The 25,356-nt window shown below is 33.3% G+C and carries 22 protein-coding genes; 13 read left to right on the top strand and 9 right to left on the bottom strand.

Translation table 11 applies throughout. From position 1 onward, the window contains the following. Position 1: 1 nt before the first annotated feature. The 6 genes from HYN56_RS22165 to tsaD form a co-directional block, all read right to left on the bottom strand. Positions 2–1,093: an AI-2E family transporter gene (locus HYN56_RS22165; RefSeq protein WP_109194190.1), complete on the bottom strand. Its 1,092-nt coding sequence runs from the start codon at positions 1,091–1,093 to the stop codon at positions 2–4. Positions 1,094–1,200: 107 nt separating this feature from the next. Beyond that, complete coding sequence (locus tag HYN56_RS22160; RefSeq protein WP_109194189.1) at positions 1,201–2,160, bottom strand: zinc metalloprotease; 960 nt, start codon at positions 2,158–2,160, stop codon at positions 1,201–1,203. A gap of 285 nt (positions 2,161–2,445) precedes the next feature. Then, positions 2,446–2,943: a TrmH family RNA methyltransferase gene (locus HYN56_RS22155; protein ID WP_109194188.1), complete on the bottom strand. Its 498-nt coding sequence runs from the start codon at positions 2,941–2,943 to the stop codon at positions 2,446–2,448. A gap of 10 nt (positions 2,944–2,953) precedes the next feature. Then, positions 2,954–3,592, bottom strand: coding sequence for a DUF4159 domain-containing protein (locus HYN56_RS22150; RefSeq protein ID WP_109194187.1), 639 nt, complete (start codon positions 3,590–3,592; stop codon positions 2,954–2,956). 150 nt (positions 3,593–3,742) lie between these two features. Then, positions 3,743–4,447 carry a 16S rRNA (uracil(1498)-N(3))-methyltransferase gene (locus HYN56_RS22145; RefSeq protein WP_109194186.1) on the bottom strand — a complete coding sequence of 235 codons (705 nt, stop codon included), beginning with the start codon at positions 4,445–4,447 and terminating at the stop codon, positions 3,743–3,745. A gap of 2 nt (positions 4,448–4,449) precedes the next feature. After that, the gene (tsaD, locus tag HYN56_RS22140) at positions 4,450–5,472 is read right to left on the bottom strand and encodes a tRNA (adenosine(37)-N6)-threonylcarbamoyltransferase complex transferase subunit TsaD (RefSeq protein ID WP_109194907.1); all 1,023 of its coding nucleotides are present in this window, start codon (positions 5,470–5,472) and stop codon (positions 4,450–4,452) included. Positions 5,473–5,669: 197 nt separating this feature from the next. Here tsaD and HYN56_RS22135 point away from each other — a divergent pair, with 197 nt between their 5' ends. The 5 genes from HYN56_RS22135 to HYN56_RS22115 all read left to right on the top strand — a co-directional run bounded on the left by HYN56_RS22135 (position 5,670) and on the right by HYN56_RS22115 (position 13,966). After that, positions 5,670–10,202, top strand: a complete 4,533-nt coding sequence (locus HYN56_RS22135; protein ID WP_240622615.1) for a translocation/assembly module TamB domain-containing protein — start codon at positions 5,670–5,672, stop codon at positions 10,200–10,202. A 310-nt stretch (positions 10,203–10,512) separates the two neighbouring features. Beyond that, entirely contained in the window at positions 10,513–11,499 is a 987-nt protein-coding gene (gene pfkA, locus HYN56_RS22130) for a 6-phosphofructokinase (RefSeq protein WP_091492971.1), read from the top strand. Positions 11,500–11,594: 95 nt separating this feature from the next. Next, entirely contained in the window at positions 11,595–12,599 is a 1,005-nt protein-coding gene (gene gap / locus HYN56_RS22125; protein WP_109194184.1) for a type I glyceraldehyde-3-phosphate dehydrogenase, read from the top strand. A gap of 130 nt (positions 12,600–12,729) precedes the next feature. Then, positions 12,730–13,581 (top strand): N-acetylglucosamine kinase, encoded by an 852-nt coding sequence (locus HYN56_RS22120; RefSeq protein ID WP_109194183.1) that lies wholly within the window; start codon positions 12,730–12,732, stop codon positions 13,579–13,581. Between the two features lie 10 nt (positions 13,582–13,591). Next, positions 13,592–13,966 (top strand): methylglyoxal synthase, encoded by a 375-nt coding sequence (locus HYN56_RS22115; protein ID WP_091493358.1) that lies wholly within the window; start codon positions 13,592–13,594, stop codon positions 13,964–13,966. On the opposite strand, the gene HYN56_RS22110 is transcribed toward HYN56_RS22115, so the two are convergent. Together HYN56_RS22110 and HYN56_RS22105 are read right to left on the bottom strand one after the other, a co-directional pair. Next, positions 13,947–14,327 (bottom strand): RidA family protein, encoded by a 381-nt coding sequence (locus HYN56_RS22110; RefSeq protein WP_109194182.1) that lies wholly within the window; start codon positions 14,325–14,327, stop codon positions 13,947–13,949. The two genes, HYN56_RS22115 and HYN56_RS22110, sit on opposite strands and share 20 nt — an antisense overlap. Before the next feature lie 28 nt (positions 14,328–14,355). Next, positions 14,356–17,052, bottom strand: coding sequence for a putative LPS assembly protein LptD (locus tag HYN56_RS22105; RefSeq protein ID WP_394336251.1), 2,697 nt, complete (start codon positions 17,050–17,052; stop codon positions 14,356–14,358). A gap of 82 nt (positions 17,053–17,134) precedes the next feature. Between HYN56_RS22105 and HYN56_RS22100 the strand changes: the two genes are divergently transcribed. The 8 genes from HYN56_RS22100 (at position 17,135) to HYN56_RS22065 (ending at position 24,664) form a co-directional block, all read left to right on the top strand. After that, positions 17,135–18,256, top strand: a complete 1,122-nt coding sequence (locus tag HYN56_RS22100) for an N-acetylmuramoyl-L-alanine amidase family protein (protein ID WP_109194906.1) — start codon at positions 17,135–17,137, stop codon at positions 18,254–18,256. Between the two features lie 50 nt (positions 18,257–18,306). Continuing rightward, positions 18,307–19,272, top strand: coding sequence for an MlaD family protein (locus HYN56_RS22095; RefSeq protein ID WP_109194180.1), 966 nt, complete (start codon positions 18,307–18,309; stop codon positions 19,270–19,272). A 6-nt stretch (positions 19,273–19,278) separates the two neighbouring features. Continuing rightward, positions 19,279–20,616, top strand: coding sequence for a (Fe-S)-binding protein (locus HYN56_RS22090; protein WP_109194179.1), 1,338 nt, complete (start codon positions 19,279–19,281; stop codon positions 20,614–20,616). 81 nt (positions 20,617–20,697) lie between these two features. After that, positions 20,698–21,489 carry a (Fe-S)-binding protein gene (locus tag HYN56_RS22085; protein WP_109194178.1) on the top strand — a complete coding sequence of 264 codons (792 nt, stop codon included), beginning with the start codon at positions 20,698–20,700 and terminating at the stop codon, positions 21,487–21,489. A gap of 88 nt (positions 21,490–21,577) precedes the next feature. Continuing rightward, complete coding sequence (locus tag HYN56_RS22080) at positions 21,578–22,060, top strand: ABC transporter ATPase (protein WP_109194177.1); 483 nt, start codon at positions 21,578–21,580, stop codon at positions 22,058–22,060. A 129-nt stretch (positions 22,061–22,189) separates the two neighbouring features. Then, positions 22,190–22,837 carry a hypothetical protein gene (locus tag HYN56_RS22075; protein WP_109194176.1) on the top strand — a complete coding sequence of 216 codons (648 nt, stop codon included), beginning with the start codon at positions 22,190–22,192 and terminating at the stop codon, positions 22,835–22,837. Between the two features lie 242 nt (positions 22,838–23,079). Beyond that, positions 23,080–24,231 (top strand): N-acetyl-alpha-D-glucosaminyl L-malate synthase BshA, encoded by a 1,152-nt coding sequence (gene bshA, locus HYN56_RS22070; protein ID WP_109194175.1) that lies wholly within the window; start codon positions 23,080–23,082, stop codon positions 24,229–24,231. Between the two features lie 10 nt (positions 24,232–24,241). Then, the gene (locus HYN56_RS22065) at positions 24,242–24,664 is read left to right on the top strand and encodes a protease complex subunit PrcB family protein (protein ID WP_109194174.1); all 423 of its coding nucleotides are present in this window, start codon (positions 24,242–24,244) and stop codon (positions 24,662–24,664) included. A gap of 81 nt (positions 24,665–24,745) precedes the next feature. Here the strand turns inward: HYN56_RS22065 and HYN56_RS22060 are convergent, their stop codons facing one another. Then, on the bottom strand, positions 24,746–25,243 hold the full coding sequence (locus HYN56_RS22060; protein ID WP_109194173.1) for a hypothetical protein: 498 nt from the start codon (positions 25,241–25,243) through the stop codon (positions 24,746–24,748). Between the last annotated feature and the right edge of the window lie 113 nt (positions 25,244–25,356).

The following is a 25,356-nucleotide window of genomic DNA, read 5'->3' as shown; positions in this document are numbered from 1 at the left end:
GCTAAATTCTTTCGGTTAATACGGAGACAATTTTATTGTTTGGAAAAAATTCCTTTAAAATTACTTTAACCATAGTAAAAGCAGGAACGGCTATGATCATACCGACAATGCCAAACGTGATACCACTGATTAAGATAATCAAGAATATTTCTAACGGGTGCGAATTTACACTTTTTGATGAAATTATTGGCTGACTTACATTATTGTCAATTGCCTGAACAATTAAAAAACCTATAATTACATAGATAGTTTTTGGAAGGATTTCTGATTGAAAATCTTGTCCAATCATACTAATCATGGTCAAAATTCCAGCCAGAGTAGTTCCAATAATTGGTCCTAAGTATGGGATTATATTTAAAATGGCACATAAAAAAGCAATTACAAAGGCATTTTTATTTCCAAAGATCAGCAAAACAATCAGATAAAGAATAAATACCACAATTAACTGCAGTAATAAACCAATAAAGTAGCGTGTTAAAAGGTGATTTATTTTTGTGATGGAATTTAAAATTTTATCCTCATTTGAATCCGGTAATATTCGTCTGGCCTGATCTTTAAAAATAGCCTGATCCTTTATAAAAAAGAAAGTAATAAAAAATACAGAAACTAATCCCATTCCCATATCAGCCATAAAATTGATTATCGAATTGATAAAACCGGTAAAATAACTGAAATCTAATACAGAAGTGAGTTTAGAATCTTTTATGACTTTATTCAAATCGATATGCTGGATATTAAAATATTCTTCCAAATGTTTTTCAGTTTCCATAAACTGAGTCTGAAGATGTGCTGTATCTAAAAGAGATAAATTATTAGCCTGAGAAATAATCAGTGGAACAAATAATAGTATAAAACCAACAATAAGGAAAATAAAAAGGACGATTGTTGTCGAAGCAGCCATCGAATTGCTGAATTTTAGTTTGTTCTTTAAAAATAAAACTAACGGATTTGCAATTAAACATAATAGTAATGAAATACATAAGTAAACAATTACAGTCTGAATTTCATATAAAAAATATAAAACGATGCCAATTATTAAGATAGTAGCTAATGCTCTTAAAATTCCGTTTGAAATAGTTTTTGATGTGATCATGTTTAAAATTTAGACTATAAATATAGGAAAAAGCATTTTAAAATTTGAGTTTAAATAAAAAAAGCGAGACCTGTAAGATCTCGCTTTCATTAGTATTTTGTCTGTAATTATTGTGCAAATGAAGCTCTTGCGCCTCCACTTGTAAATATTGCAGCAATTCTGTTTTTTTGCCCTGTTGAGAACATATACATTGCTGCATCATCAACATAATCCATATAGTTCATTGTCATTTCTACAGGAGTACCGGAACAAGTGCTGTAATGTGGATATGCAGGAACTCCGTAGTTTTCTTCGTTATGCGTTGGAGTATCCGCTACAAAATCGCTTCCACAAGTTGCATCTCCCCAGATATGGCGTAAATTCATCCAGTGCCCAACTTCGTGTGTGGCAGTTCTTCCTAAGTTAAACGGAGCATTTGCTGTTCCGGATAAACCAAAATAACGAGAATCAATCACAACTCCGTCTGTAGCTGAAGCTCCACCGGGAAATTGCGCATAGCCTAAAATTCCGCCACCAATATTACAAGACCACATATTTAGTTTTGTAGTTGGAGAAGTTGGAGCAATCCCGCCCTGAGCTGTTTTTTTCATCGCATCATTAGTTCCCCAAGAAGTTTTGGTAGTCGATTTTCTAATGATTTGATCAAGTTTAAATGTAATACCAACATTCGCTTTTACACCAGAAAATAATGCTGGTACATTATTATAATCAGAATTTAATGCATTAAAATCTTTGTTTAATACATCAATTTGCGATTGAATTTGTGCGTCTGAGATATTTTGTGCAGCTGTTCTGTAAAGCACATTAACTACAACAGGGATTTCAATTTTGCCATTTACTAAACGGCCTGTAAAACTTGAACCAGCATGTTTTGCTGTAAAAGTTTCAATTTCATGCATTTTGATGGCTAACATAGGATTAGCTTTTAGTTGCGCTTCCAAAACTTCCTGAGTTGCGCATCCTCTTCTGGAAGCCACAACTGCATCTGCGTTGCTTGATTCAGATTGTTCGTTTTGACAGGCAAAAAGCATTAAAGCTGCAAATGTGGTAATAATAACTTTTTTCATAATAATTTGGGTTTTTGTTATAAAAATGTTGATTAGTTAAACATTAGCGCAATTTTATAACAAAATTAAATTACAGAAAAATTTTATAACAGATATTTTGTGCGAATTTTTCCGATACCTTACAAATGCTGGTTCTTACAAAAACGCAAGCAAAAATATTAATAAGATTTTACTTTATTTTTGTTTTTTTTGATGTATTTCGTCGTAATAATTTATCCGTTTAACGATAAATTACATTCAAATTCTTGAAAATCAAATGAGTGCTTAAAAGCGAAATACAATTTTTTATTTAGAAGTAAGTTCATAAAGCGCGATGCTTGCTGCCTGCACAACATTCATACTGCTATTTTTGCCAAACATATTGATATGCACGATTTGATGAGAAAGTTTTAGAAGTTCTTCAGATATTCCGTTGATTTCGCTTCCTATTAAAAGCGCTATTTTTTTATTTTTCGGAATAGTAACTTCTTTTAAAGGTTTGCTATTAGAAGCGATTTCCAGAGAGATAATTTCAAAATCATTATCCAGTAGAAAAGATTGAAGTGAAGTAAAATCTTCAATAACAGAATGTGCTACATGAAGATGCGTGCTTCGTGAAGTTTTATTTATTTTACGAGGTGTCAGTGGAATATCTTTTCCGAAAAAGATAATATTTTCTACTCCAAAAGCTTCAGAAATTCGGAATAAAGAACCAATATTCTGCTGAAAGTATATATGATCACAAACAAGAGTAATCGGAAAAGTTTTTCTTTCAAATTGATTTTCTTGGTGAGTCAGCTGCACTTTTTAAAATTTAATTGGTAAAAATATAATTGATAATGTTGGCACCCATTTTTAGTGCTTTATCTCTAACATTTGCGGGATCGTTATGTACTTCGGCATCTTCCCAGCCATCGCCTAAATCACATTCGTATGTATAAAGAAGAACTAACTTATTATCGATAAAAATTCCGAATGCCTGCGGACGGGTTCCGTCATGTTCATGAATTTTTGGTAATCCGTTTGGAAAAGGAAAAGGTTTTTGAAAAATAGGATGATTGGCCGGAATTTCAACTAAACTGTTATTCGGGAATATCTTTTTGATTTCTTTTCGAATAAACTGATCCATTCCGTAATTATCATCAATATGAAGAAAGCCACCAGCAGTCAGATAATTTCTAAGATTGGTTACGTCAGAATCACTAAAAACGACATTTCCGTGTCCTGTCATGTGTACAAAAGGATAAGAGAACAAATCTGGATTGCTTGGTTCAACCGTTGAAGGCTTGTTTTTGATGCGGGTACTAATATTAGCATTGCAAAAACTGATCAGATTGGGCAAAGAAGTCGGATTAGCGTACCAGTCACCACCTCCGCTGTATTTTAGTAAAGCGATTTCTTGTGAAAAAGAAGAGATTGAAAAAAGTAATAATATGTAAAATATTTTTTTCATAATGATTTAAATGATCTGGTAATCTGTAATGCCTTTTGTCATCCCGAGGAACGAGGGATCACACTAGAAATTCCATAAAGAATATCGCCAATCGTTGTCGAGCTAAGTGTGAGATCCTTCGTTCCTCAGGATGACAAACTTAACGGTTAATTATTCATTAAAAAAAACAACACTATGACAAGCCACAACTGCAGCAGTTTCGGTTCTTAAACGTGTATTCCCTAAAGTGACCGGTTTATAATTATTTTCTAATGCGAATGCAATTTCTTTTTCAGAAAAATCACCTTCAGGACCAATTAAAATAGTGACATCTTCATTTGGTTTAAGGACTTCTTTCAATGATTTTTTATCGGTTTCTTCGCAATGTGCAATCAATTGTAAACCTTCATTTTTCTGTTTGATGAATTCTTTGAACGAAATCGCTTCATTTAATTTTGGAAGAAAAGTTTCATTGCATTGTTTCATTGCCGAAAGAATGATTTTCTCAAAACGATCCCGATTGATTACTTTACGCTCAGAGCGATCACAAAAAATAGGTGTTATTTCCTGAATTCCAATTTCAGTAGCTTTTTCCAGAAACCATTCAAAACGATCATTCATTTTTGTAGGCGCAACAGCCAGATGAAGATGAAATTTAGGCTTTTCTGCATTGGTTATTGAAAGTACTTCAACAGTACATTTGTTATCTGAAGCCAATGTAATCTGAGTTTCAAATAATAATCCTGAACCATTGGTAACATGAAGAATATCAGAATCTTTTTTACGAAGTACTTTTATAATATGACGGCTTTCTTCTTTGTCAAAAGAAAAACTTTCGGTGGTTTCGTCTATATTCGGATTGAAAAATAACTGCATTTTTAAAATTGAATTCTTGCTTTAGAAACTACATCAGAAGTTTCAAAACGGTTTGATAAGTATTTCTGGTAACCTACAATCCCAATCATTGCGGCATTATCTGTCGTATATTCAAATTTGGGAATAAAAGTTTTCCAGCCGTATTTGCTTTCTGTTTCTTTTAATGTATTTCTGATTCCAGAATTAGCAGAAACACCACCGCCAATGGCAATTTGCGTAATTCCGGTTTCTTTTACGGCCAATTTTATTTTATCCATTAAAATTTCGATAATGGTGTGCTGAATCGAAGCACAGATATCATTCAGATTTTCCTCAATGAAATTTGGATTTGCCTGTTTATTTTTTTGAATGAAATAAAGAATAGCCGTTTTAAGTCCGGAGAAACTAAAATCCAATCCAGGCACTTTTGGTTTTGTAAATGCAAATGCTTTTGGATTTCCTTCTTTGGCATATTTATCAATCAAAGGGCCTCCCGGATAAGGAAGTCCAAGGATTTTAGCACTTTTGTCAAAAGCTTCACCTACAGCATCATCTGTAGTTTCACCAATGATTTCCATGTCGAAAAAGCTGTTCACTTTAACCACCTGAGTATGTCCGCCACTAATCGTTAAAGCTAAAAAAGGAAATTCAGGTTTATCATAGCCTTCTTCGTCAATAAAATGGGCTAAAATATGAGCATGCATATGATTTACAGCTATTAACGGAATGTTTAATGCCAATGATAAAGATTTACTAAAAGAGGTTCCCACCAATAATGATCCCATCAAGCCCGGACCTTGTGTAAAGGCGATTGCGCTTAACTGTTCTTTTTGTACATTTGCTTTACGAAGTGCAGCATCTATCACGGGTACAATATTCTGCTGATGCGCTCGCGAAGCCAATTCCGGAACAACACCTCCGTATTGATTATGAATTAATTGATTGGCTACAACATTTGACAATACTTTGTCGTTATGTAAAACCGCGGCAGCAGTATCATCGCATGAACTTTCGATGGCTAGAATAAAAACCTCTGGATTTTGCATATAAAGGCACAAATTTTGAATTATATTTGACAAACCAAAGGGATTTAAATTTCTTTGATTTAAGCAGTGCCCCAAAATTAAAGAATTTTTATCAAAAACAGCCGCTCTTTGTCTGTTCAAAATAAATTTAAAAGAAAACTAAAATTAAAGAAGCTATCAAAAAAGTAAAGAAAATAATATCCAGAACCCTTATTGGGTTGATTTTACTTTTGCTGGCACTTGCTATCATATTGTCACTTCCTGTAGTTCAGACTGAAATTGCAAACTACGTTACAAAAACTTTAAACGAGGATTTTAAAGTGGATATCACTGTTGAAAGAACCGCTATTAATATTTTTGGCGGAGTGAAATTAAAGAAAGTACTGATTCGTGACCATCATAAAAAGACTTTAATTTATTCAGATATCATTACTACAGATATTGCAAGTTTCAGCAGATTACTCGATGGAGATTTAATTTTTGGTGATTTACGTCTTACAGGTTTAATTTTTAACCTAAAAACATACAAAGGGGAGGATGAGAATAACATGAATAAATTCATTCAGGCTTTTGAAGAAGATAATGCAGCGCCAAAGAAAAAATCAACTAAACATTTTCTTCTAACAGCTAAGAATGGTTATATCGAAAAAGGAAGGTTTTCTGTTGTAGATGAAAACAAAACAACACCAAAATTCCTTGATTTCACTAAACTCAATGCCTATATAAGTGATTTTAAATTATATGGACCGGATGTAAATACAACAATTCATCGATTTTCTTTTATGGATCATCGTGGTTTGTATGTGTCTAATTTCGCCGGAAAATTCAGTTATACAAAAAAGCAGATTAAAGTTGAGAATCTGGCCATTAAAACCAAAAGATCTTCTATTTATGGTTTAGCAATTTTAAACTACAAACCATCAGACTTTCTTGATTTTACAGATAAAGTGAAGTTTAATGTGACGATAGATTCTTCTTCTATTGCAACTAATGATATTCGTCATTTTTATGACGGTTTGGGCAGAAATCAGCATTTTAAACTAAAAACAAAGTTAGATGGTCCGTTGAATAACATGACACTTACCAGATTAAGATTAAGTGATACAAATGGATCCAAAATCAACGGAACAATCAATTTTAGAAATCTTTTAGGAAGTAAAACTCAAAAGTTTTCGATGGATGGAAAGTTTGATAAACTACTTTCCAGTTACAACGATTTGGTAATTCTGCTTCCGGAAGTTTTAGGAAAAAAACTTCCTGTTGAAATGAAGAGAATTGGAAAATTCAATATTGTCGGAAAAGCAAAAGTTTCGACTACAGATTTGGAAACCGATTTTAAAATCGGAACCGATTTAGGAAACGGTCAGGTCGATCTTCATATGAATAATATGGATTTTATTGATAAAGCTTCTTATTCCGGAAATATCATTTTGACTGATTTTAATATTGGGGCTGTTTTAAACCGAAAAGATTTAGGAAGAACAACTCTAAATCTGGATGTTGACGGTGTTGGTTTTACCGAGAAGTATTTGAATACGATTATCAAAGGCGATATTTCGAAACTTAATTATAATAGTTATACTTATAATAATATTGTAGTAAACGGAAATTTCAAACTGCCATATTACAAAGGACAAATTGCAATCAACGATCCTAACCTGAACTTAAGTTTTGATGGTTTGCTGGATTTAAGCAAAAAAGAGAATCGCTATGACTTTCATATTAATGTAGAAAATTCAGATTTAAGGAAACTGAAATTTGTTTCGGACTCAATTTCTCGTTTCAAAGGTGATGTGGTTGTTCAGGTTACAGGGAATTCTATCGAAAACCTACAGGGGGATATCTACTTAAAAGATGCTGAGTATCAAAATCCAAAATCAAGCTATATTTTTGATGATGTAACTGTAAGTTCAAATTTTGATGCAGATCGATTAAGAACGATCACCATTAGCTCTAATGATGTTGTTGACGGACAAATAGTTGGTAAATTCAGATTTGATCAGTTGGATAAACTGGTAATGAATTCTGTTGGTAGTTTATATACCAATTATAAACCTTATAAAGTTAGAAAAGGGCAGTTTTTGCGATTTAATTTCCGTGTTTATGATAAAGTAGTGGAAATGCTTTATCCTGAAATTAATATCGATTCTTCTACGGTTGTTCGGGGAAAAATTGATTCTGATTTACAAGAGTTTAAATTCCGCTTTAGATCACAAAAAATTACAGCTGCTAAAAATACGTTCGATAATATCCGAATTAATATTGATAATAAGAATGCTCTTTATAATGCGTATGTCGAATTGGATAGTATAAAAACACCTTATTATAAGATTCGTGACTTTAATTTAATTAATGTTACGGCAAAAGATACACTGTTTGTCCGTTCAGAGTTTAAAGGAGGAAATGAAGGCGAGGATTATTTCAATCTGGATTTGTATCATACGATTGATAAAAACAAAAACAATATAGTCGGAATCAAGAAATCTGAAATGAAGTTTAAAGACTATATCTGGTATTTAAACGAAGAAGCAGCAAATGATAACCAGATTGTTTTTGATCAGTATTTTAAAAACTTTACGATTGATAATATTATTTTATCGCACGAAAATCAGAAGATTGATTTAAACGGAGTAATTAAAGGAAAAGATTATAAAGATCTGGTGCTGAATTTTGAAGATGTTGATATTAATAAAATTACGCCTGTCAATTCGAAATTCGTTTTTGATGGTAATTTAAATGGAAGTGTTAATTATAAGCAGAATAAAAATGTTTATCAGCCAACGGCTTCCATCAAAATTGATCATTTGGTAATGAATAAGACAGAATTAGGTACGCTTAATTTTGATATTTCGGGAGATGAAAGTTTTAGGAAATTTACGGTCAATTCGTCTATACAAAATGGCTTTACAGAATCGTTTAGAGCAAGCGGAAATTTCGCTATAGAAAACAAGGAGACTATCGTCGATATGAGTTTAAAGCTCGAAGGATTTAATCTGGCTACTTTAGGAACTATCGGAGGAGATGTGTTGTCAAATGTGCGTGGTTCGGTTTCAGGAAACGCTGCTGTTGTTGGAAATCTGAAAAAACCGGAAATCAACGGACGTTTGTATGTTGAAAAAGCGGGAATGACAATTCCGTATTTAAATACCGATTATGAATTGAGTGATCGTACTGTAATTGATTTAACGAACGAAAAATTCCTGTTTAGAAATAATCAGCTTACAGATACTAAATATGGAACCAAAGGGTTGCTGAACGGAAGTATCGAGCATAAGAATTTTGGCGATTGGAAACTGGATTTGAATATTACCTCCAAAAGATTACTGGCTCTTGATACTAAAGACAGTGATGATGCGGCCTATTTTGGTACGGCATTTATCAATGGATCGGCAAGTATAAGAGGACCTGTCGAAAGTTTATTTATTAAAGTGGATGCAAAATCTGAAAAAGGTACCGAAGTCAAGATTCCGATAAATAATGCACAGAGCGTAGGAGAGAGTAGTTGGATTCATTTTGTGACACCAAAAGAAAAATACAATCTCGCAAATGGTATAGTCGAAAAAACAAAAAATTACAACGGACTAGAGTTGGAGTTTGATTTTGATATTACTCCAGATGCTGAAGTGGAGGTTATCCTGGATCGTAATTCTGGCCACGGGATGAAAGGGAAGGGGTATGGATCGCTTTTGTTTAAAATTAATACACTGGGTAAATTTAATATGTGGGGAGATTTCCAGGCGTACGAAGGAACGTATAATTTTAAATACGGCGGACTTATCGATAAAAAGTTCTCGGTTAAAAAAGGAGGTTCTATTATTTGGGAAGGGAACCCGATGCGTGCCCAGTTAAATCTGGAAGCAGTTTATAAAACTCAGGCCAATCCTGCTGTGCTTTTAGATAATACTTCTTCATTCAATAAAAAAGTTCCTGTTGAAGTTGTTATTGGACTAAGAGGGGATTTAGCAAGTCCGGAGCCTAATTTTGATATTCAGTTTCCTTCTGTAAGTAATGTTCTTAAATCGGAGATACAATATAAGTTAGACGATAAAGATATTCGTCAAACCCAGGCTTTGTATTTATTGTCTACAGGTTCGTTTATGAGTACAGATGGATTTAGTCAGGGAGATTTTTCAGGAACGCTGACAGAAACCGCTTCAAGTTTGTTGGGGGGTATTATAAAATCGGATAATGATAAAGTAAATATCGATTTGAATTACATTGCGGCAGACAGAAGAATGGGGCAGGAAGTTGATGGTCAGTTTGTGGCGAATATTTCTTCTCAGGTTAACGAAAGAATTACAATCAATGGTAAGCTTGGTGTTCCGGTTGGAGGTGTAAATGAATCTGCAATTGTGGGAGATATCGAAATTTTGTATCGTGTCAATGAGGATGGTACAATGAATCTTAGATTGTTTAATAAAGAAAATGATATTAATTATATAGGACAGGGAATTGGTTATACTCAGGGAGTCGGTATTTCGTACGAAGTAGATTTTGATACCTTTAGTGAGCTGGTAAACAAGTTGTTTAAAAATCATAAAATTGAAAAAGCGGTAAAAAATTCATCTAATGATGTTCAGGATTCGTACTTAAATCCTGACTTTGTGAATTTTACAAGTAAAAAAGAAGCCGAGAAGAATAAAAAGAAAGCGGAAAAAGAGGAAGAGAAGAAGAAAAAAGAAGAGGAAAAGAAGAAACATCAGGAACCTCACAATAATCAGGGTGTAATTCCCGATGACAATGATTATTAACACTTTGTTAAAAATATACATTTATAAAACCATTATTCTCATAATGGTTTTTTTTGTGCTAAATTAGGGGCTCTAAAAAAGAATTTTTGTTTTGGGACGAAAATCCGATTTTTATAACACTTCATTTGGGTATTGTTAATTTTGATGATTTAATTAAAAAACTGGCCTTTTATTATTTTAAATGAAATTTTTACCATCAAAAAACTTATTAACGAAAACGTTTGAATTTAACATATTTTATTAATTTATAATAAACATAACGAGAAAACTGGTGAATGTTTGCTAATTTTACAACTTTAATACTTAAATAATGTCAAAAACAATAAAAAAAGTAGGTGTTCTTACCTCAGGAGGAGACTCACCAGGAATGAATGCTGCAATACGATCAGTTGTTCGAACATGTGCTTATCATAATATAGAATGCGTAGGGATTTATAGAGGGTATCAAGGAATGATCGAAGGTGATTTTAAAGAAATGGGCCCTCGAAGCGTAAATAATATTGTAAATAAAGGAGGAACGATTTTAAAATCGGCTCGTTCTGTTGACTTTAGAACACCGGAAGGTAGAAAAAAAGCCCACGAAAACCTTTTGAAAGCTGGAATTGATGCTTTGGTTGTAATTGGTGGAGACGGAAGTTTTACTGGAGGTTTAATCTTCAACTCAGAATACAATTTTCCTGTAATAGGAATTCCCGGTACAATCGATAATGATATCTATGGTACAAGTTTTACACTTGGTTATGATACTGCTTTAAATACTGTTGTTGACTGTATTGATAAAATTAGAGATACTGCAAGTTCACATAACCGTTTGTTCTTTGTAGAGGTTATGGGTAGAGATGCAGGTCACATTGCACTTAATGCCGGAATCGGTGCAGGTGCTGAAGAAATTCTTATTCCTGAAGAAGATCTTGGTTTAGATCGTCTTTTAGATTCACTACAAAAGAGTAAAGCATCAGGAAAATCATCTAGTATCGTGGTTATTGCAGAAGGAGATAAAATTGGTAAAAACGTATTCGAATTAAAAGATTATGTTGAAGCTAATTTACCGGAGTACGATGTTAGAGTATCTGTTTTAGGACATATGCAGCGTGGTGGTTCACCATCTTGTTTTGACCGTGTTTTAGCAAGCCGTTTAGGTGTAAAAGCTGTAGAATCATTATTAGAAGGAAAATCTAATTATATGGTTGGTCTTAAAGAAGATAAAGTGATTTTAACGCCACTTGAACAAGCTATTAAAGGAAAATCAGAAATTGATAGAGAGTTATTAAGAGTGTCAGACATTATGTCTACATAATTCATATAAAAAGTTTAAAAATAGAGAGAAGTTTATTGTGAGGAAATTAGACTTTGAAATAGTGTAATAAAAACAAAAAGCAAAAATTTAGTAAAATGTCAAAAGTAAAATTAGGAATAAACGGATTTGGACGTATCGGAAGAATCGTTTTTAGAGAGTCTTTCAACAGAGATAACGTAGAAGTTGTTGCAATCAATGACTTATTAGATGTAGATCACTTAGCTTATTTATTAAAATATGATTCAGTTCACGGTCGTTTCGACGGAACTGTTGAAGTTAAAGAAGGAAAATTATATGTAAACGGAAGAAATATCCGTATCACTGCAGAAAGAAATCCTGCTGACTTAAAATGGAATGAAGTTGATGTAGATGTTGTTGCTGAATGTACTGGTATCTTCACAACTATCGAAACTGCAAGCGAGCACTTAAAAGGTGGAGCTAAAAAAGTAATCATTTCTGCTCCTTCTGCTGATGCTCCAATGTTTGTAATGGGAGTAAACCACGAAACTGCAAAAGCTTCTGATTTAGTTGTTTCTAACGCTTCTTGTACTACAAACTGTTTAGCTCCTTTAGCTAAAGTAATCAATGATAACTTCGGAATTGTTGAAGGTTTAATGACTACAGTTCACGCTACGACTTCAACTCAAATGACTGCTGACGGACCTTCAAGAAAAGACTGGAGAGGTGGACGTGCTGCTGCAATCAATATCATTCCTTCTTCAACAGGTGCTGCTAAAGCGGTTGGAAAAGTTATTCCGGACTTAAATGGAAAATTAACAGGTATGGCTTTCCGTGTTCCTACAGCTGACGTTTCTACAGTAGATTTAACTGTGAAATTAGCTAAAGAAACTTCTTACGAGGAAATTATGGCTGTTTTGAAAAAAGCTTCTGAAAACGAATTAAAAGGTATCTTAGGATATACTGAAGATGCAGTTGTTTCTCAAGACTTTATTTCTGATAAAAGAACTTCAATCGTTGATGCTACTGCAGGAATTGGATTGAACTCTACTTTCTTCAAATTAGTATCTTGGTACGATAATGAGTACGGATACTCAAGCAAATTAATTGATTTATCTGTACATATTGCAGGTTTAAAATAATAATATATATTTTTGCAAAATCCCGTTATGTAAGTAACGGGATTTTCTTATTTTGTTACCTCTATAATTAATGTAAAAAGTACACTTTTAAATTAAAAATAGAGAAACCTAATCCCAAAAACTAAACGAAATGAAATTAATAGTTGACAGTGGATCTACTAAAGCCGATTGGATTGCAATTGATGATAATGGAAAAGTATTGTTCACGACACAAACTTTAGGATTGAATCCTGAAATTCTGGACGGACCGGAAATCGTTTCAAGATTGAACGACCGTTTTGATATTTTACAAAACAAAAAAAATGCTACACACTTATTCTTTTACGGAGCAGGATGTGGAACAGACAGAATGAAAGAATATTTGAAGCAAGTCTTTCAGGAGTATTTCTCTAATGCTATTGTTGACGTTCAGGAAGATACTTATGCTGCTGTTTATGCTACAACTCCAAAAGGACAGGAGGCAATTGTTTCTATTTTAGGAACAGGATCTAACTGCAGTTACTTTGATGGAAAAGTATTGCACCAAAAAGTGCAGTCATTAGGATATATCGTTATGGATGACTGTAGTGGAAACGTTTTTGGAAAAGAATTAATCAGAAAATACTATTTTAATAAAATGCCTAAAGAATTGGCTGTTGAACTTGAAAAAGAGTATGACGTTGATCCGGATTTTATTAAAAACAAATTATATAAAGAACCAAATCCAAATGCTTATTTAGCAACTTACGCTAAGTTTTTGATTAAGCACAAAGACACTGAGTTCTGCAGAAAAATTATTTTTAAAGGAATGAAATCTTTCGTTAAGAATTACATTAAACAATTCGATAACTGTAAAGAAGTTCCGGTACATTTTGTAGGTTCTATTGCTTTCTATTTGAAAGATGAATTACAAGAGACTTTTGATAAATATGAACTTCAATTAGGTAATGTTTTAAGAAGACCTATTGATGGATTAATTGCTTACCATGTCGCTAATCAATAGTTCTGGTTTTATGGAAATTGCCATTATCGCTCATGATGGGAAAAAAGCAGATTTAATTGATTTTTTAATCAAAAATGAAGCGATTTTGCACAATGAAAAGATAAGATTGATTGGTACAGGAACTACGGGAGGAAAAGCGGAAGCAGCGGGTTTTAAAACTCAAAGAATGCTTTCTGGGCCTCTTGGTGGTGATGCGCAGATTGCCGGCAGAGTAGCGGAAGGAATTACGCAAATGGTTTTCTTTTTTAAAGATCCTTTATCAAGCCATCCGCATGAGGCAGATATTAATATGCTGATTCGTGTTTGCGATGTGCATAATGTGCCGCTGGCAACCAATGAAGCAACGGCACAATTATTATTAGATGCTATTGCACAGCAATTATAGAAATCTCAACATTTACATTTTTTGGCAAACAAGCCACTTGAACCGTTTCACGAGCTGGAGCGGTTTTTTCGTTAAAATAAGATCCGTAAACGGTATTAATTGCTCCAAAATTATTCATGTCCATGATGAAAATAGTTGATTTTACAACGTTTTCAAAAGTCATTCCTGCTGCTTCAAGAATAGCAGCAATATTTTTCATAACCTGATTTGTTTCATCGTTGATGTTCTCTGTAATCAATTCTCCTGACTCAGGATTGATTGCAATTTGTCCGGAAGCATAAAGTGTGTTTCCTGATAATACGGCTTGATTGTAAGGCCCGATTGGAGCCGGAGCTTTCTCGGTAAAAATTATTTTTTTCATAATGAAAGGATTTTGGTTCGAAAGTAGTTTATCGGTTTGAAACGCTTCGTTTGTTCCATTTGATATCGCTAAGCATACCGGATTTAATTCCAATAAAGAAATTCCAGTTTGAGTTTGTCCCTAAAGGTTGCCAGTTAAATGCCATTCTCCAGCTCAACAAGTCTCTTTCAAAACGGAATTGAGTAAAAGTAACTCCTTTTTGCACAAAATCATAACCGGTAGAAACACCGCCTTTCCATTTAGGAGTAATATCGGTATTAATAGAAATCATAAGCGAGTTACCCGATATTTGATTTTGTCGTGTTGTGTTGGAATAAGTAAGGGAATAAGCTAATGTCATATCCCATGGGATTTTAGAATTAAAAAACTCTGTAATAACATCTTCTTTCTCCGGTTCATTGGCAAACTGACTGTTTCTGCTGTCGTTTAAGTCAGTATTGGTTCCGAATAAATCATCATTTCGACCTCCATTCCGCTGGCTTTGGGTGTTTTTTTCTTTGCCGGTCCCCTTGTTTGAAAAGGAATAGTTAACCGTTACGTTTGCGCTGGTTAATCTGAATAAACTTCCGCCATTATCAATATTAAACATGTTGATTCTGTTATTTCCGCTATCAAGAGCATAAGGGTCTAATGTGGCGCCAAAGTTCATGTTCATTTTATTGTCAAAAAACTGTGTTCCACCACTAACTAGAATAGGTTGCCATGCAAATGTTGATTTTCCGTCAGCATTGAAGTTATAACTTGTGCTAAAGTTTAAATTGTTTAACAGCATTATTTTTTTAGGCTCTGTTTTTGTGCTGTCTCGGTCTCTTACTTTGGCTTCGAAAGTATTGCTAAGAGCAAAACCAACAATGTTAGAGTTGTCTTTTCCTGGTTGCCCGAAAAGACCGTTCTCAAAACGAGTATATTCTGTAGTAATGGTTCCGGATGCATCTACGGCATAAGTGTCGTAATAACGCTCAAAACTTGGAGTATAAGCATAGGTTATACTTGGACGCATAACGTGTCTTATTGATTGAATTCTTTTGTCATCACCAAAATTGAAAGTTCCGTAAATAGTTGTACCTAAGTTGGTGCTAAAGTTATAGGTTCTAAACGAATCAAAACCATTTGTGGTAGTAGATTCTACTTTTCCTGTAGAAGAATCGTAAGCTTTACTTATCGTTTTATTAACCCAGGTTTCCTGGTAAGTGGTTGAAGCTCCCGCACTAAAGTATTTGAAAATCTTAAAGTTTGTACTAAGCGGGATAGTATGCTGCATTCCTAATTGCGCATCCTGAAACATTTGCGGTTTAAAAAATAAAGAATCTTTGGTTTTAAAGTAGTTCTTACCACTTACATTATACTGTAAGTTGATGTTTTTGATGAATCCTTTTTTTACACCATTTTTTCCAACGAATGGATATACACGGTCAATGCTTCCCTGTAAAGACGGTAGTGTCATGATGATATCTTCGGTCTGTGTATTCTGACTATGGGTTGCAGATAATGAAATACGGGATCCCGGGATTGTGTTAAAAGTTTTGTTATAGTTGATCGATGAACTTAAAGTATTGTTCAGATTAGATCCGATATTGGCCTGGTTGATAGATTGTTTGAAGTATTTACTACTACCCATGTTAACCGATGCAGAAAAACTGGAATTTGGATTCGATTTAGTGTCTTTAGAATGCGACCACTGAATATTGTAAATTCCTTGTTTAGAATAGTCAGGATATCCACGTTCACTACTGATTAAGTTTTCAAAACGAATATTAACATTCCCACGGTATTTGTATCTTGTAGCATAAGCCGATTCAAAACGCATGGCGTAACTTCCGTTAGTGTAATAATCTCCAAGAACCGTTAAGTCGTAATTGTCGCTTAAAGCAAAATAATAACCTCCGTTCTGAAGGGAGAAACCTCTTGTATTCGAATCATTATAACTTGGAACTATGATTCCTGAAACGCTTTTTTCCTGACTCAAAGGAAAGTAACCGTAAGGTAGCGCCAGAGGTGTAGGTACATCTGCAATTACAAGGTTAGTAAGACCGGTTACAATCTTTTTTCCGGGAACAAATTTTATTTTTCGTGTTTGAAAGTAATACTCAGGGTGATCAATATCAGTAGCTGTTGTAATACGGGCGCTTTTTAAGTAATAAACAGAATCATTCTCTTTTTTAGTAACCGCTGCTTTTATGTTTAATTCCCCCTGTTTGGTTCTGGAATTATAGATTAAAGCCTTTTTTGTTTTGAAGTTAAAGCGAATAGAATCAGGCTGTACTTCATTAGAACCTTGTTTGAAATTAGGATATTGAGTTAAAACACCGGTAGAATCTTTAATTCTTCCTGCATAAACTTCATCTTTTTCGTAGTTAAGTACAATTATCCCCGATTTTAATTCAACATCTTTATAGTATAATTCGGCCTCATTGTATAAAGTAATCAGTTTTTTCTTCTGATCAATTTTAGCGTAATCTTTTGCCTTATATCGAACTTTTCCGTCCAAAAAAGTCTTTTTGGGTTTTACCGTATCCAGTTTTATAGTGTCTGTAATTGCGGGAGTTTCTTTATCTGTTTGTTTTACAGCAGGTAAAGGCTTTTTTTTGTTTTTTATTTCTTGCGAATATAAATTACCACAACCTATAGTTAGGAAAAATGATATTAAAACGATATTAAATAAGTTTGTATGCAAAGGTTTAAATGCTATTTTTGTAAAATTATGGCGTGTTTTTTGACATGTCAAACTTACATATAATTTTTTGGCAAAAATAATCAATTCTAAAAATTATAACAGCTGCATTTTATTAAAATTAACTTTTAGATTTATGAATAGAATTAACAAATTTAAGGTAATATTTGCTTTATCTCTAACATTTCTGTCTTTTTGCGCTCATAGTCAGTCAAATGTATTTAAGGTTACACTTGACGCCGGACATGGAGATCATGACTTTGGAGCAGTTTACAGTGGTAGGATCGAAAAAAATATTGCTTTAGCTATTGTTTTGAAAGTAGGGAAGATTTTAGAGCTTAATCCGAATGTTAATGTAATTTATACCCGTAAAACAGATGTTTTCATAGATTTGGTTGAAAGAGCCAATATAGCAAACAGAGCAAATTCGAATATTTTTGTATCTATTCACTGTAATGCCAATAAAAATACCGCTGCAGACGGAACTGAAACTTATGTAATGGGTCTAAGTAAAGTTGCTTCTAACCTTGAGGCTGCAAAAAAAGAGAACTCCGTAATTACGTTGGAAAAAGATTATAAACGTAAATATGAAGGATATGATCCAAATTCTCCGGAATCAATGATTGGAATGACATTAATGCAGGAAGAATATTTGGATAATAGTATTTCGCTTGCAACTAAAATTGAAGATAATTTTGAAAAGTTAGGAAAAAAACTTCGCCAGGGAGGTGTTAAACAAGCTCCTTTTATGGTGCTTCATAAAGCTTATATGCCTAGAGTTTTGGTTGAGACAGGTTTTGTTTCGAATCCGACAGAAGGAAATATTTTAAATTCTGAAGAAGGACAAGACGATATAGCGAGAGCGATTGCCGAAGCTATTTTAAGTTATAAAAGAGAATACTTTGGGACAGGAACTGAAGTTCCTGAGAGTCGGCCCATAAGAGATACTACTCCTGCAAAACCGAAAACAACTACTCCGGTTGCTGTTGCGAAAAATGGACCAAAAGGAACATTTTTTAAAGTACAGCTTATTGCAAGTATAAAAAAAACACCATTGGAACCTAAAAATTTTAAGGGACTGAAAAATGTATCAATGGTATATGAAAATAATATTTATAAATATTTCTACGAAGAAACTTCCAGTTACGAAACAGCACAAAAATTCTTGCAAGAGGCTAAAGGTAAAGGATATGGCGCAGCTTTTTTAGTAGCTACCAAAGACGGAGAAAAAATCAGTATTCAGGACGCAATTAAATAATAAGCCCAAGTTCGAATATTTATATTAATTTTGTACAAACACTTAGAATTTTGAAACTAACAAGAGAAATTAAAACGGCTATATTAGTCATCGTATCGATTTTATTATTTATTTGGGGATATAGTTTTTTAAAAGGCAAAGATCTTTTTACAAATTATACCATTTTATATGCCGAATATGATAATGTTGAAGATTTGTCACTTTCAGCACCAGTTACCTTAAACGGACTAGCGATTGGTAAAGTAAATAAAATCACAATTGACGAAGTAACAGGGAAATTATTAGTTGAACTTCAATTAAAAACAGATTTTCCAATTACCAAAACAAGTACGGCTACAATTTATTCTCCAAGCTTAATTGCAGGAAAACAGATTAAAATTGTTCCAAATTTTGCTGATAAAGAATTGGCAGAAGATGGACAAAAATTAGCATCGACTGTAGAGCTTGGATTAACAGAATCTTTAGGAGGTAAAATTGAGCCAATTCAGCAGAAACTTGATAAAATGCTTGTCAATATTGATGTTCTGGTTACAGGATTGAATAATACTTTAGATAAAAATACACAGGAAAATCTAAAGAAAACAATTGCTGAATTAAGTCAGACCATGACACAGTTTCATAAAGCTTCCGGAAGTCTAAACAATATTTTAGATACTAATAAAGGGCAGATTAATGGAATGGTTTCGAATTTTAATAAAGTGTCAAATAACTTTAATAAAATTTCTGATTCTTTAAACAAAGCTGATTTAGGAAAAACAGTTCGTAATTTAAACCAGATGTTGGCTAAAGTAGATGCTTTAATGGCTAACTTAAATTCAGGAAAAGGTACAGCCGGTAAATTATTAAATGATGAAGCATTGTATAATAATTTGACTAAAACTTCAAAAGAGCTTGAACTTTTATTACAGGACGTACGTCTTTATCCAACCCGTTACGTAAACGTTTCTCTTTTCGGAAAGAAAAATAAACCATACGTGGCACCAACAGAAGAAACAAACTCAACTGATAAAAAATAATTATAAATGAGTTATTTAGATAATATTTTATTTGCCATACTTCTTATAGTTGGTTTCGGCTTTTTTGCAGCGAGCGTGAAAAAGATTATTCGAAACATTAATCTGGGAGTTGATGTAGATCGAAAAGATAATCCTAAAGCTCGTTGGAAAAACATGGCTTTGATTGCACTTGGGCAGTCAAAAATGGTGAGACGCCCTGTTGCCGGAATACTGCATATTTTTGTATATGTAGGTTTTATAATTATTAATATTGAATTATTAGAAATTATTATTGATGGACTTTTTGGAACACATAGAATTTTTGCGCCTTATTTAGGTGTGGTTTATGATGTTTTGATTGCTTCATTTGAGATACTGGCGATACTTGTAATTTTTTCTGTTACTGTTTTCTGGATCAGAAGAAATGTTATTCGTCTAAAACGTTTTATCAATTCTGACTTAAACGGATTTCCAAAAAGCGATGCAAATTATATTTTGTATTTCGAGACCGTTTTAATGATTTTGTTCTTATTGATGAATGCTGCTGATTTGCATTTGCAGAATGTTCCGGGTGGTTATTCTCATTTTCATAAAGCAGGAAGTTATCCAATAAGCCAATTTATTGCGCCTATTTTTAATGGTACATCAAACGAATTGGTTGGACTTTTATTTGAAGTTTTCTGGTGGTTGCATATTGCAGGTATTTTGGTTTTTATGAACTATTTGTACTTTTCAAAACATTTGCATATTCTTTTGGCTTTCCCAAATACCTATTTTGCAAACTTGAAACCGGAAGGTCAGTTTGATAATTTAGCTTCGGTTACAAAAGAGGTTAAGTTGATGATGGATCCTAATGCTGATCCGTTTGCTGCAGCGCCTGTTGATGAAAATGCGACTCCTTCTAAATTTGGCGCAAGTGATGTTCAGGATTTAAACTGGGTGCAATTATTAAATGCTTATACTTGTACAGAGTGTGGCCGTTGTACATCTTCTTGTCCGGCAAATCAAACAGGAAAAAAATTGTCTCCTCGTAAAATTATGATGGATACAAGAGATCGTTTAACTGAAGTTGGTAAAAATATTGATGCCAATAAAGGAGTTTTTGTTCCAGATAATAAATCACTTTTAAACGATTATATCACACCAGAAGAATTATGGGCTTGTACATCTTGTAACGCTTGTGTGGAAGAATGTCCAGTAAATATTAGTCCGTTATCTATTATTATGGATATGCGTCGTTACTTGGTTATGGAGCAAAGTGCTGCGCCAATGTCATTAAATGCCATGATGACGAACATAGAAAATAATGGAGCACCTTGGCAGTATAGCCAACAAGACCGATTAAATTGGAAAAACGAGAACTAGTTTTTGGTTCACGATATTAATTAAGAATTCAGATTTCAGAATAAAATTTGAAACTTTAAACTTTAAACAAAAGAGAGAGAAATGTCAGAAAGTTTAGTAGTGCCAACAATGGCAGAAATGCTTGCCGAAGGAAAACAACCAGAAGTTTTGTTTTGGGTAGGTTGCGCAGGAAGTTTTGATGATAGAGCAAAAAAAATTACCAAAGCGTTTGTACGAATTTTAAATCGTACGAATGTATCTTTTGCGGTTCTGGGAACAGAAGAAAGCTGTACAGGAGATCCTGCAAAAAGAGCCGGTAACGAATTTTTGTTTCAGATGCAGGCGATGATGAATATTGAAGTTCTGAATGCTTATGAGGCAAAGAAAATTGTTACAGCTTGTCCACACTGTTTTAATACACTAAAGAATGAATATCCTGAATTGGGAGGAAATTACGAGGTTATTCATCATACAGAGTTTTTGAAATCACTAATTAATGATGGGAGGTTAACTGTTGAAGGAGGTCAGTTTAAAGGAAAGAAAATTACTTTTCACGATCCATGTTATTTAGGAAGAGCGAATAAAGTTTATGAGGCGCCTAGAGATTTAATTGAAAAACTGGATGTTGAATTAGTTGAAATGAAACGTTCTAAAGCAAACGGTTTATGTTGTGGGGCTGGTGGAGCGCAAATGTTTAAAGATGCTGAACCAGGGAACAAAGAAGTAAATGTATTGCGTACTGAAGATGCTCTTGAAGTACAACCAGATATTATTGCGGCCGGTTGTCCATTCTGTAATACGATGTTAACAGATGGAATTAAGCATGCACATAAAGAAGGCGAGGTAAAAGTGATGGATGTTGCGGAGTTAATAGCAAATGCGCAAGATTTGTAAAAAAGATGCTAAGGTTCTAAGTTTCTAAGATGCTAAGTTTTTTAACTCGAAACCTGAAACAAAACAAATAAAATAAACAAAAAATAAAATGTATATACCTTTTGAAAATTTGCCAGGTGAGTCCAGAGTCTGGATTTATCAATCGAACAGAAAATTTTCTGAGGAAGAGTTTTCTGAAATTGAAAATGACCTGAAAGCTTTTGTGGAACAATGGGCTGCACACGGCACAAGTCTGGAAGCTTCGTATTTATTAAAATACAATAGATTTATAATATTAGCTGTGAATCAGGAAGTGCAGGCAGCTACAGGATGTTCTATTGATAGTTCGGTAGAATTTATCCAAAGTTTAGAGAAAAAATACGACGTCGATTTATTAGATAAAATGAACGTTACTTTTAAACTTGGAGAACATATTGCCCACAAACCATTGATTGATTTCAAGAAAATGGTGAAAGACAAAGCGGTAACCGGAAATACAATTGTATTTAATAATCTGGTTACGAACATTGAAGAATTTAATGATGCTTGGGAAGTTACTGCTGCTGACAGTTGGCACAGCAGATTTTTTTAAGATTATTTTACGATAAACGAGAGAAGGTATGAAATTTAGTTTTCATGCCTTTTTTTATTTCCGGTAGGATTTTAATTGTTAATTCAGTATTATTGTTTTCTGAAACCTAAACAATATAATTTAAATTTTATGAAAGAAGAAATTAAGATAGTGGCGGGTATTTCGGCTAAGTCAAGTCTGAAATGGTTGTTTATAATGATTAGTGGAAATGTGTTTACAATAAGCTGTTTTTTAATAATTCTTTTTCAAAATGCTGAGTTTGCAGGAGGTGGACACGGGAATGCGTATGCTTTTTTAGCAGGCTTGTTTTTTAATAATATTTGCGGATTTATTTTATTTGCGGGAGCACCTGTTTTTTCCTTTTTATATTTTGTGATTGCTAATAAAGCGGCAATACAACAAATGATTTACTTGGCATGGAAAAACAAAACATTTGCAGGTTATATTGATTCTAAAGTGATCCTTCTGACAGATAAATTAGCGGGATCAAATCACTGGGTAAGTTCAATGTCTGATGAGTCAATGTTAAGATTGAAGTTGTTGGAAGCCAATAAAAATGACAAAGAAACTTCCAGAATTAAAAAGAGAATTATTAATTATCTGTTTCAAAAAATAAGATTGGATGATGTTGATTTTAGTAAAGAAGATCTAAAATTGTCAGAGATAGTTTCTATGAAAATAAATGGTTTTATTTCAGAATCGGTAGAACCTTCTTTGATGTTTTTCTGGTTGTTACTGCTGATTCAGATTGTTTTGTTTGTTGTAGCTCAGTTGTAGAAAACGGGAACTGAAAAACAAAATGTTATTTTTTAGCCCCGATGGTAGTGATATCCTTTTATGGCGGGGTTCGCCATAAAAGATATAGCGGACAGCGGGACGACTCGTTCTTTTGACCGATATTGTACTGCTCCTAAAAATATTTATGAACTGAAATTAATCTAATTTTGTCAAAAATCTAACAATTTAAAAGCTTATTTAAATGTGATTTTTGAGTATTTTCGTAGAATTAAATTTAATCCATGAAAATAGCAATTGTTTGTTATCCTACTTTTGGAGGTAGTGGTGTAGTAGCCACGGAGTTAGGTCTCGAATTAGCCAGAAGAGGACACGAAATACATTTTATTACATACAGTCAGCCAGTGAGACTGGCGCTTTTGAATCCGAATGTTCATTATCACGAAGTAAATGTTCCGGAATACCCATTGTTTCATTATCAGCCTTATGAATTAGCGTTATCGAGCAAATTGGTCGATATGGTTAAATTGTACAAAATTGAACTATTGCACGTACATTATGCAATTCCGCACGCATACGCAGGTTATATGGCGAAACAAATGCTGAAAAACGAGGGTATTAATTTGCCAATGATTACAACGCTTCACGGAACTGATATTACTTTAGTTGGAAATCATCCTTTTTACAAACCGGCAGTAACTTTTAGTATCAACAAATCAGATTATGTGACTTCAGTTTCTCAGAGTTTGAAAGATGATACTTTGAAGTTGTTTAAAATCAAGAACAAAATTAAAGTGATTCCTAACTTTATTGAGCTGGATAAGGTTAAGAAAGATCCTAATGCACCTTGTCATCGTTATGTAATGGCAAATGAAAATGAGCGTATTATAACTCATATTAGTAATTTTAGAAAAGTAAAACGTATTCCGGATATTATTAAGATTTTCTATAATGTTCAGAAAGAAATTCCTGCGAAGTTAATGATGGTGGGAGACGGACCTGAAAAAGAAAAAGCGGAGATTTTATGCCAGGAATTAGGGATTTTAGACAAGGTGATTTTCTTTGGGAACAGTCATGAAATTGATAAAATATTGTGTATGACTGACTTGTTTTTATTGCCTTCTGAAACGGAAAGTTTTGGTTTGGCTGCATTAGAAGCAATGGCATGCGGAGTTCCGGTAATTTCAAGTAATTCAGGAGGATTGCCAGAAGTTAATTTTGACGGTTTTTCAGGATACTTAAGCAATGTTGGAAACGTAGAAGAAATGGCGGAAAATGCTCTGAAAATATTAAAAGATGATGCAGTTTTAAGTCAGTTTAAAGCAAATGCTCTGGAAGTAGCCAGAAAGTTTGATATTAAAAATATTCTGCCTAAGTACGAAGCTTTGTACCAAAAAGCGGTTGATGATTATAAGTACGAAAACACTAAATCTTAAAAGGATATAAATGAAAAAGGTAATTTCTATTTTGACAATTTTTGTTTTGGTTTCTTGCGGGGTGAAAAAAGTTGAAAATTCAAACGCATTATATGAGGTTTTGACTAAACAGTCCGACGGTGGCGGAAATATTAAGTTTTTTGAAATTTTGACTGAGCCAAACGAAATTAAAATGCTTGAAAATGATCCGCTTTTGGCTGACAAGATGAAGAATCCAAATGTTCATGATTATAATTATGTGATTTTGAATATGGGAGAAAAAAATACCAGCGGTTATTCTATCGACGTTGAAAAAGTAGAAGAAACAGATAAGAATATTATCATAACCGTAAAAGAAAATAGTCCGGCTAAGGACGCTATGACAATGCAGGTTATTTCATATCCTTATACTGTTGTGAAAATTCATTCTAAGAAAGAAATTATCATTAAGTAGAAAGCTTAATATTCAAAAAAAAGAAATCCTGTCACTTTGCAATGACAGGATTTTCTTTTTACAATTATTTTTTATTTTTGTTTAGAATCTGAATTTAACTCCTAAACCAACGTCAAATCCAAAATTATCATCATCATAGTATCCAGAACCAATTTCAGGTCTTGCATCTAAAGATAATGTAAGTGGTACTTCTTTAAATCTGTATTCGATACCAACATCTCCTGCTGCAAATACATAAGTTCCGCTGTCTTTATATCTGTAATTATTGTTATAATAATCGTAATCCCAGGCAGCTAGACCTCCACCGACACCAGCGTACCAGTTAAATCCTCCTTCGATGTTCCAAACCCATTGGTAAAGAGCTACTCCTTTGATAGCGTCTACATCTCTGCTGTTTCTCCAGCCTAAATCGAATTCAAGTCTGTTTTTTTGATTTAATCCTAATTGGTATGAGACTTCACCACCAAATCCGTTGTTGTCTCCTAAACGCAATCCTAATGCGTGTTTTGAAATTTCTTGTGATTGAGCCGTAAATGCTAATCCAAAAAGCATAATGGCAGATAATATTATCTTTTTCATAAAAATGGTTAAATTATTTTTTTCAAATGTATTATTACAGTTATACAGAGAACGTATAATATTTTTGAAAATTGTTATATAATTTACATTTTTGATTTATAAATACTACAATC

This window comes from Flavobacterium crocinum (assembly GCF_003122385.1).
In the GTDB taxonomy this organism is placed as follows: Bacteria; Bacteroidota; Bacteroidia; order Flavobacteriales; family Flavobacteriaceae; genus Flavobacterium; species Flavobacterium crocinum.
The sequence above is the reverse complement of the archived record's forward strand: the minus strand, read 5'-3'. Positions and strand labels throughout refer to the sequence as shown.

What these genes read in the sequence shown, in the direction of transcription:
- gap (WP_109194184.1), top strand. Translation starts at nt 11,595, where the DNA reads ATGTCAAAAGTAAAATTAGGAATAAACGGATTTGGACGTATCGGAAGA.
- HYN56_RS22145 (WP_109194186.1), bottom strand. Translation starts at nt 4,447, where the DNA reads ATGCAGTTATTTTTCAATCCGAATATAGACGAAACCACCGAAAGTTTT.
- HYN56_RS22115 (WP_091493358.1), top strand. Translation starts at nt 13,592, where the DNA reads ATGGAAATTGCCATTATCGCTCATGATGGGAAAAAAGCAGATTTAATT.
- HYN56_RS22090 (WP_109194179.1), top strand. Translation starts at nt 19,279, where the DNA reads ATGAGTTATTTAGATAATATTTTATTTGCCATACTTCTTATAGTTGGT.
- HYN56_RS22110 (WP_109194182.1), bottom strand. Translation starts at nt 14,327, where the DNA reads ATGAAAAAAATAATTTTTACCGAGAAAGCTCCGGCTCCAATCGGGCCT.
- HYN56_RS22080 (WP_109194177.1), top strand. Translation starts at nt 21,578, where the DNA reads ATGTATATACCTTTTGAAAATTTGCCAGGTGAGTCCAGAGTCTGGATT.
- HYN56_RS22060 (WP_109194173.1), bottom strand. Translation starts at nt 25,243, where the DNA reads ATGAAAAAGATAATATTATCTGCCATTATGCTTTTTGGATTAGCATTT.
- bshA (WP_109194175.1), top strand. Translation starts at nt 23,080, where the DNA reads ATGAAAATAGCAATTGTTTGTTATCCTACTTTTGGAGGTAGTGGTGTA.
- HYN56_RS22120 (WP_109194183.1), top strand. Translation starts at nt 12,730, where the DNA reads ATGAAATTAATAGTTGACAGTGGATCTACTAAAGCCGATTGGATTGCA.
- HYN56_RS22160 (WP_109194189.1), bottom strand. Translation starts at nt 2,160, where the DNA reads ATGAAAAAAGTTATTATTACCACATTTGCAGCTTTAATGCTTTTTGCC.
- HYN56_RS22165 (WP_109194190.1), bottom strand. Translation starts at nt 1,093, where the DNA reads ATGATCACATCAAAAACTATTTCAAACGGAATTTTAAGAGCATTAGCT.
- HYN56_RS22150 (WP_109194187.1), bottom strand. Translation starts at nt 3,592, where the DNA reads ATGAAAAAAATATTTTACATATTATTACTTTTTTCAATCTCTTCTTTT.
- HYN56_RS22085 (WP_109194178.1), top strand. Translation starts at nt 20,698, where the DNA reads ATGTCAGAAAGTTTAGTAGTGCCAACAATGGCAGAAATGCTTGCCGAA.
- HYN56_RS22065 (WP_109194174.1), top strand. Translation starts at nt 24,242, where the DNA reads ATGAAAAAGGTAATTTCTATTTTGACAATTTTTGTTTTGGTTTCTTGC.
- HYN56_RS22100 (WP_109194906.1), top strand. Translation starts at nt 17,135, where the DNA reads ATGAATAGAATTAACAAATTTAAGGTAATATTTGCTTTATCTCTAACA.
- HYN56_RS22075 (WP_109194176.1), top strand. Translation starts at nt 22,190, where the DNA reads ATGAAAGAAGAAATTAAGATAGTGGCGGGTATTTCGGCTAAGTCAAGT.
- pfkA (WP_091492971.1), top strand. Translation starts at nt 10,513, where the DNA reads ATGTCAAAAACAATAAAAAAAGTAGGTGTTCTTACCTCAGGAGGAGAC.
- tsaD (WP_109194907.1), bottom strand. Translation starts at nt 5,472, where the DNA reads ATGCAAAATCCAGAGGTTTTTATTCTAGCCATCGAAAGTTCATGCGAT.